This window comes from Burkholderia sp. Bp8992 (assembly GCF_003853705.1).
Taxonomy (GTDB): domain Bacteria; phylum Pseudomonadota; class Gammaproteobacteria; order Burkholderiales; family Burkholderiaceae; genus Burkholderia.
Map to the genome: position 1 here is coordinate 119,955 of NZ_QTQI01000022.1, position 14,422 is coordinate 134,376.

General features: G+C 67.2%; 9 protein-coding genes, 1 tRNA gene and 1 pseudogene. 6 read left to right on the forward strand and 5 right to left on the reverse strand.

Annotation, left to right across the window (positions count from 1 at the left end; genetic code table 11):
- Positions 1 to 163: 163 nt before the first annotated feature.
- The gene (gene hrpA / locus DIE03_RS27900) at positions 164 to 4,381 is read right to left on the reverse strand and encodes an ATP-dependent RNA helicase HrpA (protein ID WP_124455476.1); all 4,218 of its coding nucleotides are present in this window, start codon (positions 4,379 to 4,381) and stop codon (positions 164 to 166) included.
- 23 nt (positions 4,382 to 4,404) lie between these two features.
- On the opposite strand from hrpA, the gene argA reads away from it, so the two are divergent.
- Together argA and DIE03_RS27910 are read left to right on the forward strand one after the other, a co-directional pair.
- Positions 4,405 to 5,784 (forward strand): amino-acid N-acetyltransferase, encoded by a 1,380-nt coding sequence (gene argA / locus DIE03_RS27905; protein ID WP_014896599.1) that lies wholly within the window; start codon positions 4,405 to 4,407, stop codon positions 5,782 to 5,784.
- 50 nt (positions 5,785 to 5,834) lie between these two features.
- The gene (locus DIE03_RS27910) at positions 5,835 to 6,110 is read left to right on the forward strand and encodes an oxidative damage protection protein (protein WP_006478357.1); all 276 of its coding nucleotides are present in this window, start codon (positions 5,835 to 5,837) and stop codon (positions 6,108 to 6,110) included.
- Positions 6,111 to 6,214: 104 nt separating this feature from the next.
- Here DIE03_RS27910 and DIE03_RS27915 read toward each other — a convergent pair whose 3' ends face one another.
- The 3 genes from DIE03_RS27915 to DIE03_RS27925 all read right to left on the reverse strand — a co-directional run bounded on the left by DIE03_RS27915 (position 6,215) and on the right by DIE03_RS27925 (position 10,772).
- On the reverse strand, positions 6,215 to 7,627 hold the full coding sequence (locus DIE03_RS27915) for an MFS transporter (RefSeq protein ID WP_124455477.1): 1,413 nt from the start codon (positions 7,625 to 7,627) through the stop codon (positions 6,215 to 6,217).
- 176 nt (positions 7,628 to 7,803) lie between these two features.
- Positions 7,804 to 9,024, reverse strand: a complete 1,221-nt coding sequence (locus DIE03_RS27920) for a CaiB/BaiF CoA-transferase family protein (protein WP_124455478.1) — start codon at positions 9,022 to 9,024, stop codon at positions 7,804 to 7,806.
- A complete protein-coding gene (locus DIE03_RS27925; protein WP_124455479.1) occupies positions 9,021 to 10,772 on the reverse strand; it encodes an acyl-CoA dehydrogenase family protein in 1,752 nt (583 codons plus the stop codon). The genes DIE03_RS27920 and DIE03_RS27925 overlap by 4 nt, the downstream gene beginning before the upstream one ends.
- 173 nt (positions 10,773 to 10,945) lie before the next feature.
- On the opposite strand from DIE03_RS27925, the gene DIE03_RS27930 reads away from it, so the two are divergent.
- The 4 genes from DIE03_RS27930 (at position 10,946) to cysC (ending at position 14,051) form a co-directional block, all read left to right on the forward strand.
- Positions 10,946 to 11,848: a LysR family transcriptional regulator gene (locus DIE03_RS27930; RefSeq protein ID WP_124455480.1), complete on the forward strand. Its 903-nt coding sequence runs from the start codon at positions 10,946 to 10,948 to the stop codon at positions 11,846 to 11,848.
- A 98-nt stretch (positions 11,849 to 11,946) separates the two neighbouring features.
- A tRNA-Val gene (locus tag DIE03_RS27935) sits at positions 11,947 to 12,021 on the forward strand.
- Between the two features lie 636 nt (positions 12,022 to 12,657).
- A complete protein-coding gene (locus DIE03_RS27940; RefSeq protein ID WP_124455481.1) occupies positions 12,658 to 13,200 on the forward strand; it encodes a hypothetical protein in 543 nt (180 codons plus the stop codon).
- Between the two features lie 308 nt (positions 13,201 to 13,508).
- Complete coding sequence (gene cysC, locus DIE03_RS27945; protein ID WP_260434963.1) at positions 13,509 to 14,051, forward strand: adenylyl-sulfate kinase; 543 nt, start codon at positions 13,509 to 13,511, stop codon at positions 14,049 to 14,051.
- A 218-nt stretch (positions 14,052 to 14,269) separates the two neighbouring features.
- On the opposite strand, the pseudogene DIE03_RS27950 reads toward cysC, so the two are convergent.
- A pseudogene (locus DIE03_RS27950) lies at positions 14,270 to 14,422 on the reverse strand (aspartate aminotransferase family protein); the annotation flags it as partial.

The following is a 14,422-nucleotide window of genomic DNA, read 5'->3' on the forward strand; positions in this document are numbered from 1 at the left end:
GAACAGCTGTCATTGTAGAACGTTCGGCGGGCCCCTCCGGTTGACCCAGGCCGGTATTGCGCCACTTCGCCGGCTGCCGCGGCAGCCGGATGAGCCGCCGCGGCAGGCGCCGCGCGGCCGGCCGGGGCCGGCCGCCGGTGCAGGCCGGGACGCCGATGTTGCGCTAGCGCTGCATCGACTCCCACACCTTGTGCAGACGCTTGACAGAGACAGGCATCGGCGTGCGCAGTTCCTGCGCGAACAGCGAAATCCGTAGTTCCTCGAGCAGCCAGCGGAATTCCGCGAGCCGCGGGTCGGCGACGCCGCCGCGCTGCGACACCGCACGCTGGTACTGCTGGGCGAGCGGCAACAGGTCGGCCGACTGCTTCGCGTCGCGCGCCGGATCGGCCTTCAGCTTGTCGATCCGCAGCGCGATGCCCTTCAGGTAGCGCGGAAAGTGCGCCAGCTGCGTGTAAGGCGTGTCGATCACGAAGCGCTTGCCGACCAGCGCGGCGAGCTGCTGCTGCAGGTCGGCATGCGCCTGCGCGAACGGCTTCGCCTGCGCGAGCTTCTTCACGAGCCCCGCGTACTCGGCCAGGATCTGGCCGACCAGCCGCGCGATTTCCTGCGCGAGCAGGTTCAGGCGGCTGCGGCCCTCGTCGCGGCGCGCGTGGAAGCTCGCGTCGTCGTCGGGCAGCGGGTCCTGCAGGCACGCGCGATCGAGCGCCGTGTCGATCAGCTGGTCGCGCAGCTCGTCCTGCGTGCCGAGCGACATGTACTGCATCGCCATCTCGCGCAGGCCCGGCAGGTTCTTCTCGAGGAACTTGATCGGCTCCTTCAGCTGCAGCGCGAACAGCCGCCGCAGGCCGGCCCGGTGGATGCGTGCGGCCTCCTCCGGCGAATCGAACACCTCGACGTCGCAATGCGTGCCGCGGTCGACGAGCGCCGGGTAGCCGTACAGCGTCTGGCCGCGCCGGCGGATTTCCAGCAGCTCGGGCAGCTTGCCGAAATTCCAGGTCGTCAGGTTCTCGTACAGCGCCGTCGCGCCGGCTTCCGCCGGAGCGGCCGTCTGCGGCGCCGCGACCTTGCCTGCCTTCGCGTTGCGGCCGGCGGCACCGGCTGCACCGGCCGCGGCAGCCGCCGCCGGCGCCTGGCCGACCGGCTGGCCGGCATCGGCGTCGCCGCCCGGCGCGATCGTCGACGCCGCCGCGATCTTCTGGAACTGCTGCTGCGCCTGCGCGCCGAGTTCCTGGCGAAGCTGCGCGAGATTGCGCCCCATCGCCAACTGGCGGCCGTGCTCGTCGATCACCTTGAAATTCATGAACAGGTGCGCGGGCAACGTCTCAAGCTTGAAGTCGGCCGTTTTCATCGCGATTTGCGTCTCGCCGCGCACGTCGGCGATCAGCGCCTCGACGAGCCCGCCCGCGCCGAAGCGCTCGCGGCCCATCCGCTCGACGAAGCCGGCCGCGTACTCGGGCAGCGGCACGCAGTGGCGGCGCAGCTTCTGCGGCAGCGACTTCAGCAGCAGCTGCACCTTTTCCTTCAGCATCCCCGGCACGAGCCACTCGCAGCGCCGCGCATCGACCTGGTTCAGCGCGTACAACGGCACCGCGAGCGTCACGCCGTCGCGCGGCGTGCCGGGCTCGAAGTGGTACGTGAGCGCCATCTCGACGCCGGCCATCGTCGCGCGCTTCGGGAACAGCTCGGTCGTCACGCCGGCCGCCTCGTGACGCATCAGGTCGTCGCGCGACAGGTACAGCAGCCGTTGCTTGTCCTCCGCCTGGCCGCCCTTCTTCACCTCGTCGCGATACCAGCGCTCGAACGCGACGCCCGTGTGGATCCCTTCCGGGATCGCCTGGTCGTAGTACGCGTAGATCAGCTCGTCGTCGACCAACACGTCCTGCCGGCGCGACTTGTGCTCGAGCTGCTCGATGTCGGCGAGCAGCTTGCGGTTGTGCGCGAAGAACGGCAGCTTCGTGTCGAACTCGCCTTCGACCAGCGCGCCGCGGATGAACAGCTCGCGTGCGCGCGCCGGATCCTGCTTGCCGAACGCGACGCGCCGGCGGTGATAGATCGGCAGCCCGTACAGCGTCGCGCGCTCGTACGCGCTGACCTGCGCCGGACGTTTCTCCCAGTGCGGTTCCGACAGCGATTTCTTCAGCAGGTGCGCACCGATCTTCTCGACCCATTCGGGCTCGATCTTCGCGAGGCAGCGCGCGTACAGCCGGCTCGTCTCGACGAGCTCGGCCGCCATCACCCAGCGGCCGGCCTTCTTCGCGAGCACGGAGCCCGGCCACAGGTAGAACTTGATCCCGCGCGCGCCGAGATAGTGCGGATCGTCGTCGGCTTTCAGGCCGAGGTTGCCGAGCAGGCCTGTCAACAGGGCCAGATGGACCTGTTCATAGGTCGCCTCGACTTCGTTCAGGCGCCAGCCGTGCTCGCGCACGACGGTCAGTAGCTGCGAGTGGACGTCGCGCCACTCGCGCAGCCGCAGGTGCGACAGGAAGTTCTGCCGGCACGCGTCGATCAGCTGGCGATTCGACTTCTTGTGCGCGACGGCCTCTTCGAACCACGCCCAGATCTTCAGCCACTGCAGGAATTCGGAACGCTCGTCGGCAAACCGTCGGTGTGCCTGGTCGGCCTGCTCCTGCGCTTCGATCGGCCGGTCGCGCGGGTCCTGCACGGACAGCGCGCTCGCGATGATCAGCACCTCGCGCAGCGACTGCTGGTCGCGCGCGGCGAGAATCATCCGGCCGACGCGCGGGTCGAGCGGCAGCCGCGCGAGTTCGCGACCGAGCGGCGTCAGCGCGTTGTCGTCGTCGACCGCGCCGAGTTCGTTGAGCAACTGATAGCCGTCCGCGATCGCACGGCCGGGCGGCGGTTCGAGGAACGGGAACGACTCGATCGCCGTCAGGTGCAGCGACTTCATCCGCAGGATCACCGACGCGAGCGACGAGCGCAGGATTTCCGGATCGGTGAAGCGCGCGCGCGCCTGGTAGTCACTTTCCTCGTACAAGCGGATGCAGACGCCGTCGGCCACGCGGCCGCAACGGCCCGCGCGCTGGTTCGCGGCCGCCTGCGAGATCGACTCGACCTGCAGCTGCTCGACCTTGTTCCGGTACGAATAGCGCTTCACGCGCGCGAGGCCCGTGTCGACCACGTAGCGGATGCCCGGCACCGTCAGCGACGTTTCGGCCACGTTGGTCGCGAGCACGATCCGGCGCGCGTTCGACACCTTGAATACCTTGTCCTGGTCGGCCGCCGAGAGCCGCGCGAACAACGGCAGGATCTCGGTGTGCGGCGGGTGGTGCTTGCGCAGCGCCTCGGCCGCCTCGCGGATCTCGCGCTCGCCGGGCAGGAACACCAGCACGTCGCCGGGGCCTTCGCGGCACAGCTCGTCGACCGCGTCGACGATCGCGTCCATCAGGTCGCGCTCGGCTTCGCGCGCGGTCTTCACGCGGTCGCGGCCGCCCGTGCCTTCGGCATTCTTCACGGCCGGGCGATCCTCGGCCACCGGGCGGTAGCGCATCTCGACCGGATACAGCCGCCCGCTCACCTCGATCACGGGCGCCGGGCGCTCGTCGGTGCCGAAATGGCGCGCGAAGCGATCGGCGTCGATCGTCGCGGACGTGACGATCAGCTTCAGGTCCGGCCGCCGCGGCAGGATTTCCTTCAGGTAGCCGAGCAGGAAGTCGATGTTCAGGCTGCGCTCGTGCGCCTCGTCGATGATCAGCGTGTCGTACGCCTTCAGCAGCGGATCGGTCTGCGTCTCGGCGAGCAGGATGCCGTCCGTCATCAGCTTCACGGACGCGCCCGGCGCGAGATTGTCGGTAAACCGCACCTTGTAGCCGACCACCTCGCCGAACGGCGTGCCGAGTTCCTCGGCGATCCGGCGGCCAGTGGACGACGCGGCGAGCCGGCGCGGCTGCGTATGGCCGATCAGGCCCGTGCCGCCGGCGCCGAGGCCGCGGCCGAGATCGAGACAGATCTTCGGCAACTGGGTGGTCTTGCCCGACCCCGTTTCGCCGCAGACGATGACAACCTGATGACCGGCGATCGCGCGCGCGATTTCGTCGCGCTTGCCCGACACGGGCAGGCTTTCGGGATACGTGATCGGCGGAACGGGATTCGGTGCGACGACGGCGCGCGGCGGACGCTCGCGGCGCGGCGGGCGCTCGCCCGGTGCCTGCGGTGCGCCCTTCGCGGCCGGCTGGCGCGCATCGCCGCGCCGTTCGTCGCTGCGCGGCCCGCGCGGTGCGGGTGCCGGCGTGCCCGCCGGCTTGTCCTGCTGCTGGCGCGGCGGCTGGCCCGGCTGCTCGCGCGCATCGGCCGCACCATCCGGGTGCCGGGCCGACGGCGTATTGGCCCGCGTCGGCGCGGGACTTTTAGAAACATTCGACATGGGGGCGCATTATAATCCCGCCCATGAATTCCCAAACCGACCTCCCTCCCGCCCAGACCGGCGCCGCGACGCCGCCGGCCGCCGACGATTCGGCCGCCAGCCACGCGCAGTTCGTCGACTGGATGCGCTCCGTCGCGCCCTATATCCACAAGTTCCGCAACAGCACGTTCGTCGTGGGGTTCGGGGGCGAGGTGGTGCAGCAGGGGCTGCTGAACGCGCTCGTGTCCGACATCGCGCTCCTGCAGGCGATGGGCATCCAGATCGTGCTCGTGCACGGCTCGCGCCCGCAGGTCGAGGAGCAGCTGAGCCTGCACGGTGTCGAATCCGAGTTTTCGCACGGCCTGCGCATTACCGATGCGCGCGCGCTCGAATCCGCGAAGGAAGCGGCCGGCGAAGTGCGTCTCGACATCGAGGCCGCGATCAGCCAGGGCTTGCCGAACTCGCCGATGGCGCACGCGCACATCAGCGTCGTGTCGGGCAACTTCGTGACCGCACGGCCGGTGGGGATTCTCGACGGGGTCGATTTCGCGCACACGGGCATCGTGCGCAAGATCGACGCCGAATCGATCCGTCATTCGCTCGCGAGCCGCAAGCTCGTGCTGCTGTCGCCGCTCGGTTTCTCGCCGACCGGTGAGGCATTCAACCTGTCGATGGAAGACGTCGCGTCGGCGGCCGCGATCGCACTGCGCGCCGACAAGATCATCTTCCTGACCGAAGCGCCCGGCATCGTCGACGACGAAGGCGAGCTGGTGCGCGAAATGTCGCTCGACGCGGCGGCCGAGCTGCTCGATTCCGGCAACGTCCAGGGCGACGACGCGTTCTTCCTGAAGCACTCGATCCGCGCGTGCCGCGGCGGCGTGACACGGGCCCACCTGATCCCGCAGTCGCTCGACGGCAGCATGCTGCTCGAACTGTTCCTGCACGACGGCGTCGGCACGATGATCTCGTACGAGAACCTCGAGAGCCTGCGCGAGGCGACGCCGGACGACGTCGGCGGCATCCTGTCGCTGATCGAGCCGCTCGAGTCGGACGGCACGCTGGTACGACGCGGCCGCCACCAGATCGAACGCGACATCGACCACTTCTCGGTGATCGAGCACGATGGCGTGCTGTTCGGCTGTGCGGCGCTGTACCCGTACCAGCAGGAGAAGATCGGCGAGATGGCGTGCCTGACGGTCGCGCCGGAAGCGCAAGGCTCGGGTGACGGCGAACGCCTGCTCAAGCGCATCGAGCAGCGCGCCCGCGCGCGCGGCCTCACGCACATCTTCGTGCTCACGACGCGCACCGAGCACTGGTTCCTCAAGCGCGGCTTCGTCAAGGTCAGCGTCGACGACCTGCCGGAAGACCGCCGCAAACTCTATAACTGGCAGCGCAAGTCGCTCGTGCTGATGAAGCAGCTCTGAGCGCAGGCACGACTGCCCTCCCCCCAGACCGATTACAGGAGAAGTACACGATGGCTCGAATGATCCAATGCGCGAAGCTCGGCAAGGAAGCCGAAGGCCTCGATTTCCCGCCGCTGCCGGGCGAACTCGGCAAGCGCATTTACGAGAGCGTCTCGAAGGAAGCGTGGCAGGGCTGGCTCAAGCAGCAGACGATGCTGATCAACGAAAACCGCCTGAACATGGCCGACCCGCGCGCGCGCCAGTACCTGATGAAGCAGACGGAAAAGTACTTCTTCGGCGACGGCGCGGACCAGGCGTCCGGCTACGTGCCGCCGACGGAAGGCTGATGACGTGATGCGCGGCGCCGGCAGGCGGCCGCGCGATCCGACGAAAACGGCACCGTGTCTCGCACGGTGCCGTTTTTCTTTTGGGCCCGGACGATCGGCGCGAGTCAACCGGCCGGTTTCAGCGCGCCGCCGTCGCCCGGCTGTTGCGGGCTCCCGCTCGCGCTTTCGGCGCCTCCGCCTTCGGTGCCCCATTCGGCCGCATCGCTGCGTTCAGCCGTCGACAGTTCGTCCGCGCGATATCCGGTGCGATTCAGCAGCGCCAGCATGCAGACGAGCGACACGAGCGCGTAGAGCCCCGATGCGGCCGCGACGCCGACGATGCTGCCCGTCGCGTTGAGGATCGCCTGCGCGAGCACCGGCGTGCCGCCGCCGACGACCAGCGCGCTCAACTGATACGCGAGCGACAGGCCCGTGTAGCGGATGTTGGCCGGAAACACGCGCGCGAGCACGCCGCCGACCGCGCCGTAGAACATCGCCGACGGAATCGTCGAGATGCACATGCCCGCGACGGCGACCGCGTACGAACGCGTCGCGAGCGCATGAAACATCACCGGCATCAGCACGATCTCCGGAATCAGGATCCAGCACATCGCGCGCCGCATGTCGACTTTCGACACGAACCATGCGCCGACCGGCTGCATCAGGAACTGCACGACGAGCGAGATCGACAGGATGCCGAGGAACGTGCCCTGCGCGTAGCCGAGTTCCTTCGTCGCCCACGACAGTGCGAACGTACTGCGAAAATACGTGACGTTGATCACCGGCAGCGTACCGGCCGCGAGCAGCACGACCACCCAGTGATCGCGCACGACGTCGCGCAGCGGCAGCTTCACCGTGCGCTTGCGCGCGAGCACGCGCTGCATGTCGGCCGATTCCTCGAGCTTCAGCCGGATCACCATGCCGATGATCACGAGCACGGCCGACAGCAGGAACGGAATGCGCCAGCCCCACATCAGGAACGACGGCGTCGGCAGCGTGCTCAGCGCGAAGAACGCGGCCGTGGCCAGCAGGTTGCCGGTGGGCGAGCCCTGCTGCGCGAACGCCGCGTACAGGATGCTGCGGTGCTTGGGCGCATTCTCGCTCGCGATCAGCACCGCGCCGCCCCACTCGCCGCCGACCGCGATGCCCTGCAGCACGCGCAGCACGACGAGGCCGGCCGGCGCCCAGACGCCGATCTGCGCATAGCCGGGCAGCAGGCCGATGCCGGTCGTCGCGAGCCCCATCATCACCAGCGTGATCACGAGCGCGGTCTTGCGGCCGACGCGATCGCCGAGATGCCCGAACACGATGCCGCCGAGCGGCCGCGCGGCGAAGCCGGCCCAGAACGTGACGAACGCGAGCAGCGTCGCGACGCCGGGGTCCATCGTGCTTGCAAAGAACACCTTGCCGAACACGAGCGCCGCGGCCGTGCCGTAGATGTAGAAGTCGTACCACTCGATCGTGGTGCCGACGAACGCCGCGAAGGCGGCGCGGCCAGGCCGCGACTGCGCGGCGTGCGGGGATTGCGGACGGCTCATCGATGTCTCCATGTTTATGATCGGCGGCGCGACTGTCGCGCGCGTTGCCGGATGGCCGGCCTTGCGCCGCCGGCTAGCGGGGTTGCGCTACGTTGCGTAGTTCGAGGTTGACGTTGATGTTGATGTTGCGATCGGTCGGTTCGAGACGACGCTCATCGGCTGATGCCGTCGGCCCGTCACGTCTCGTCCGGCGCGACCTTCAGCACGCCGGCGTCGAGCAGTTGCTGCTGAAGCGCGCGATCGACGCCGAGCCGGTCGAGCACCGCACGCGTGTCGCGACCGAGCGCTGGCGGCGGCGAACGATAGGTGGCCGGCGTGCGCGACAGCTTCACCGGCGACGCGGTGCCGCGATACGCGCCGATCTCGACGAACAGGTCCCGGTGCAGCGCATGCCGATCGTGCGCGACGTCGGCCACCGTCCGTACCGGCCCGCACGGCACGCCGGCCGCCATCAGGTCGTGTGCGAGCGGCTCGCATGCGTGCGCGGCGAGCCGCGCTTCCAGTTCCGCCTTCAGCTCGGACCGGTGTGCGCAGCGGCTGCGGTTGTCGACGAAGCGCGCGTCGCCGGCGAGCGCCGGCGCACCGAGATGCGCGACGAGCCGCGCGAACTGCCGGTCGTTGCCGATCGCGAGGAAGATCGGCACGGTCGCCGTGCGGTAGCTGTCGTACGGCGCGATGTTCGGATGCGCATTGCCGCTGCGCTCCGGCACGCGCCCGGCGCCGAAGAAGTTCGGCAGGTGCGGATGCAGCAGCGACACGCCGCAGTCGTACAGCGCGATGTCGATCGACTGCCCGTGCCCGCTCTTCTCGCGCTCGGCAAGCGCCAGCAGGATGCCGGCGAGCGCGTTGAGCCCCGTGACCATGTCGACGATCGGCAGGCCGATGCGCGTCGCGTCGCCGTCGCGTTCGCCGTTGACGCTCATCAGCCCGGCCATCGCCTGGATCACCGCGTCGTAGCCGGGCAGCCCGCCGAGCGGGCCGTCGTCGCCGAAGCCCGTCACCGCGCAGTGGATCAGCCGCGGGAAGCGCGGCTGCAGGTCGCGCGCATAGTCCATCCCCCAGCGCGCGAGCGTGCCGGGCTTGAAGTTCTCGACGAGCACGTCGGCCTCTTCGAGCAGGCGCCACAGGATCGCGCGCCCCTCGTCGCGCGACAGGTCGAGTGCGAGCCCTTCCTTGTTGCGGTTGACGCCCATGAAGTACCAGGCCGTGTCGCCGAGGAACGGCGGGCCCCAGCCGCGGGTTTCATCGCCGACAGGCGGTTCGATCTTGACCACCGTCGCACCGTGGTCGGCGAGCGCCTGCGTGCAGTACGGGCCGCCGAGCACGCGGCTCAGGTCGACGACTTTCAGGCCGTCCAGTGCGCCGCGGGTTGCGTTCGTCGCGTTCGTCGCGCTCATCGTTCGACCTCCGGCAGCAGGTCGAGCGCCGTGTCGAGCGTGACCGGGGCGCCGCGCAGCAGCGCATCGAACGCGGCCGGCTCGTCGTCGCGCGACGCCAGCGCGAGCGGATCGACCGGCAGCAGCTTGTAGCGCACGATCAGGTGCGCGAGCGCGAGGCGCCGGTAATCCGGTGCAAGACCCACGCCCTCGCAGGCCATCAGCACGGCCGCGCTCGCGTAGTACAGCGCGGACGCGGCCTGCCGCACGCGTGCGTCGTCGCCTTCCGCCGCGACCCGCGCCAGCGCATCGCAGGCGCGCGCGAGAATGCGCCGCAGCGCAGCGCGGCTCGCATCGGGCAGCGGTGCTGCACCCAGACGATCGCCCAGGAACGCGCGCAGCGCATCGAGCGCATGCTCGCGCTGCGCGGCCCGCGCGACGTCCAGCGCGACGATGTTGCTCGTGCCTTCCCAGATCGAGCCCAGATGCGCGTCGCGCACGAGCCTCGCGTCGCTCCATTCCTCGATGTAGCCCGTGCCGCCGCGCACTTCCATTGCGTCGCCCGTCACGCGGCGCGCGTCGCGGCACGCGCGGAACTTGATCAGCGGCGTCAGGATACGCACGCAGCGCGCGGCCTGCTCGTCACCGCCATCGGCCTGCGGCAGCAGCAGCGCAATCTGCATGAACATCGCGCGGGCGGCTTCGGCCGGCAGCAGCATCTTCATCAGCTGGCGCTGCATCAGCGGCATCTCGATCAGCTTGCGGCCGAACGCCTCGCGATGGGCGGCAACGTGCAGCGCCTCGTTCAGCGCGCGCCGCATCAGCCCCGCCGCGCGCACGCCGTTCGACAGCCGCGACATGTTGATCATGTCGGCCATCTGGTGAAAACCGCGGCCGATCTCGCCGATCAGGTACGCCTGCGCGCCTTCGAGCGCGATCTCGCCGCTCGCCATCGAGCGGCTGCCGAGCTTGTCCTTCAGGCGCACGATCCGGTAGCGGTTGCGCGTGCCGTCCGGCAGCGTCTTCGGCAACAGGAACAGCGCGAGGCCCTTGATGCCGTCCGGCGCGCCATCGGGCCGCGCGAGGACCATCGCGAGATCGGCGTCCGCGTTCGAGCAGAACCACTTGTCGCCGGTCAGGCGCCAGACGGTCTCGCCCTGTGCGTCCGTCTCGCGCACGGCGCGCGTCGCGATCCTCGCGACGTCGGAGCCGGCCGCCTGCTCGGTCATGAACATCGCGCCCTGGTACAACGTGTCGAAGTCACGCGATGCAAGCATCGGCAGGTAGCGCGCGACGAGCGCCGGATCGCCGAAGCGGCGCAACGTGCGCGTCAGCGAATCGGTCATGCTGACCGGGCAGCACAGACCGAATTCCGCCTGCACGAACAGGAACGTCAACGCGTACTTGACGAGCGGCGGCACGGTTTCGGCCCCGTGACTGAGCGATGCGAGCCCGAGCTCCGCATACGCGACACGTTCGAGCGCGACATAGGCGGGATCCTTGTCGATCCGCTGCACGGCCTCGCCGCGCCGGTTGCGGTGCTCGAGCACCGGTGGATGCTTGTCCGCACGCGCGGCCCATTCGTCGAGCTCGCCCGACACGCGTGCACCGAGCGCGCGCAGCCGCGGCTCGAGTGCCGCATAGCGCGCGTCGCCGAGATGCAGCTTCAGCAATGCGCCGAGATCAGGGTCGGCGGTAAAGAAATTGATGCCCCGGCTGTCGGGGATGTTGGATGCGCCGGCGTCCGGCGTGCGAGCGGTGTCGTTCATGCATGCGTCTCCTGGGTTGCCTGCACGTCGGCCGGCGGCGCCGCAGCGGCGCCCGGCCAGTCCCGTGCGAAGCCTTCCGCAGAGCGTAGGCGCGCGATCGATAAGCGTCCAATACAGGATTTATCCGGTACGATAGATAACGCTTATCGATCCCGACGCCGGGAGGAGACACCATGGAACTGAGGCAGTTGCGCTACTTCGTGGCGGTCGCCGAGGAACTGCATTTCGGGCGCGCGGCGAAACGCCTGTTCATCTCGCAGCCGGCGCTGAGTTTCGACATTCGCAAGTTCGAGGACGCGCTCGGCGTGCAGCTGTTCTCGCGCACCAACAAGGCCGTCGCGCTGACCAACGCGGGCGAGGTGCTGCTCGGCGAAGCGCGCCGGCTGCTGCTGCAGGCGACCGAAGCCGAGCGCCTGACGGTGCGCTCCGCGTCGGGCCTCGCGGGCCGGCTGCGGATAGGCTTCGTCCATTCGATGCTGTATCGCGGGCTGCCCGATGCGGTGCGGCGCTTCGAGGCCGACTACCCGGGCGTCGAGGTCGTGCTGAGCGAGATGAACACGCAGGCGCAGGTGCAGGCGATCCAGCGCGGCCAGATCGATCTCGGCTACGCGCACTGGGGCCACTTCCCGCCCGAGGTCGAATCGGTGCCCGTCTATGCGGAGCCGTTCGTGTGCTGCCTGCCGGCCACGCATCCGCTCGCCCGGCGCAAACAGGTCGCGCTCACCGCGCTCGCAGCGGAACCGTTTATCCTGTTTCCGCGCGAAGCGGCGCCGCATTATCACGACCTGATCATCGCGCAGTGCGTGAACGCGGGATTCAGTCCGCTGATCCGCCACGAAGCGCGGCTGTGGCAAACGATCCTGTCGATGATCGAGTTCGGGATGGGCGTTGCGCTGGTGCCGCGCGTGCTGCAGCAGGCGAAGAGCGACCGGCTCGCGTTCCGGCCGCTGAAGGATGCATCGCTCGAATCGCGCACACTCGCGCTGAAGCGCAGCGGCGCCGCCGAACCGGTCGCGCTGCAGTTCGCCGACTACGTGCGCGCGTCGATCGACGGGCTGCCTGCGCTCGCGGGCTGAGCAGGCGGACAACAGCGGGGGCTTGCGGGCATTTGAAAAAAATTTGCAGAAAGTGCTTTACGAACCCCAAAAGCTCTGACATAATTTCATTCTTCTTTGGGCGGTTAGCTCAGCGGTAGAGCACTGCCTTCACACGGCAGGGGTCACTGGTTCGATCCCAGTACCGCCCACCAAGGATTCATCGGTGTGTGAGCCCGAAGAACAAAGGCCCTCAGGCGTAAGCCGAGGGCCTTTTTCTTTGCAGCCGAAGTTGGCGAATTGGGCCTTTTGGCACAGACGTGGCGCACTCAGACAATAGGCCCGGACACAACCAGAACCACATAGTCCGGAGCATCGACGACATCAAACTGGAAGACTACTGGCGGGCGGAAGTTCGTCGTCAAGGCTAGCCGCCGGCAGCGCGGTTTCCATGATCTATGTCGCTCGGCATTGCAGCGAGCACAGGATTCGGTCCCGTCGTCATGGTCAAAGCCATCGGTGCAAAGCACGCTTCCTGCCAATCTCGCCGGCTATGGATACGACCCGCATGAAGTCAATGTAGAAACGGATGATGGCGCCCGCCAGGCGGTCACCTATATCGCCACCAACAAACACCCAGAGATTCGCCCCTACCACTGTTACAAGCAACACGTGCCGGCGGCGCACAAGTGGTGCACCTCCCGGCGGGCTACGTTGCTGCCATCGAACGGGTTGACACCGGCTCGACTAGCGTCGCGAGAGAAGGCGGCAAATACCAGGACAAAGTCGCACCGCAAGGATGATCGTTCGCTATGCTGCGTGTGACAACGCACCTATTCCATCCGACACACATGAGCACCCCTGCACTGACCATTCTCAAAGCCATTCTGAGCATCCCCATTGCCTTTGGGCTCGCCTATCCGCTTATCCATCCGTCAGGAGAGGGAGGCGTTCTCGGCGAGATGGAGATGCTTGGGCCAATCGGCGGCATCGTCGTCGTCGCGGTTTTCCTGGCCCTGGTCTATGCCTACGCGAGCGACCTCAGGACTCCCCTCAAATCGGTCGACCGAGGATCGCGTGTGGCCGAACCCAACAGCGTCTGGCTGATGTTCCTCTTGCCGTACAACTTCATCGAGGACTTCTTCATTATTTCCAACGTTGCAAAGTCCCTGGAAGCGGAGTCTCGTATCAATCCGGCGCTGTCGGGTTTGCGCTCGTTCGGCCGGATCAGCGGCATCGGATGGTGTCTTGCCCAGGTTCTTTCGTTGATACCCAATGCCATTGGCTCCATCGCCGGCGGAGTGGCGGTTTTCCTCTGGGTTTGGCACTGGATGTTTGTGCGTCGAGCGAACAAGATGCTCGCCGGCAGCCGGGTCTCCGTGGCTATCGGTTGACGCAAATCAGGGAAATACGTCATCAGCGGAAAAATCTCCCATTTCTTCGCGCATTGAGCGCCGCAACGCCGTCTCCCGGTTCAACGCACGAAACAAAGATCAGACATTTCATTCAGGTCATTAGCATTCTTTCAACACGAAAGAAAGAAAATTCCTACTGTAATTTTTGGTAATTCTTCTGTAACATTTGTAGAAATCCGGATGCATAGAATCCTTACACCAAATAACAGCCAGCCAAATCGGCATCGCATTTAGGCACGAAATCATGACTTGCGATGGTGAGAGCTGGTGATAGAGATTGCACACCCATGGCACAAGAGAAGAACGACTACACCCTGTGGCTTACCGGTCTGAGCGGCGCCGGCAAGTCAACCCTGTCGCGCGAAATCGCCCGGCAGTTGCGCGCACGCGGCATTCCGACGTGCATACTCGACGGCGACGAGTTGCGGGCAGGCGTATCTCCCGATCTCGGTTTCTCGCGAGAAGACCGTACCGAAAACTGTCGCCGCACCGCCGAAATGGCGAAATTACTCAATGCGCAGGGTTTTACGGTCATCGTCGCGCTGATCTCGCCTTATGAAGCCGACCGTCAACGGGCGCGGCATATCGTCGGCGCAGATCGGTTTGTCGAGGTTTATCTGAAAACCGATATTGCCACCTGTTCCGCACGCGATCCGAAACAGCTCTATGCAAAAGCAATCACCGGCCAGACGACGCAATTCACCGGCATCTCGGATCCTTACGAAGTACCGGCCGCACCCGATCTCGTTGTCGAAACCGGATTGATGGATATCGCGTCTTCGGCCGCACACATCATGGCGTTCGAGCGGCAGCGGTTCACGCACGCTTGATACCGCCCGGTTTCATTCCCCGTCAGAGCGCCCGCGGTTCACTTTCCGGCGGTCGGACCGGCCACAATGGCCGGCCCGGCGCCGGGAACGCCATGCTGCAGAACCGCCCCCTCCCGCGCCCGTCCGGTCCGCCGGCATCCATCGAATTTCCGCCGGCAAAGACGCAACGCGCCGCGACATGATGGCAGCCACGCGAGCGCGGCCGAATCGTCGCACGGCTACCCCACCCGCTCCGCCGTCGCATCGAACGCCTGCTTCGCCTTGTCGACGATCTCGTCGACCTCCGCCTCGCGAATCACGAGCGGCGGCGACAGCAGCATCCGGTCGCCGGTCGCGCGCATGATCAGGTTGCCGTTGAAGCAGAAGTCGCG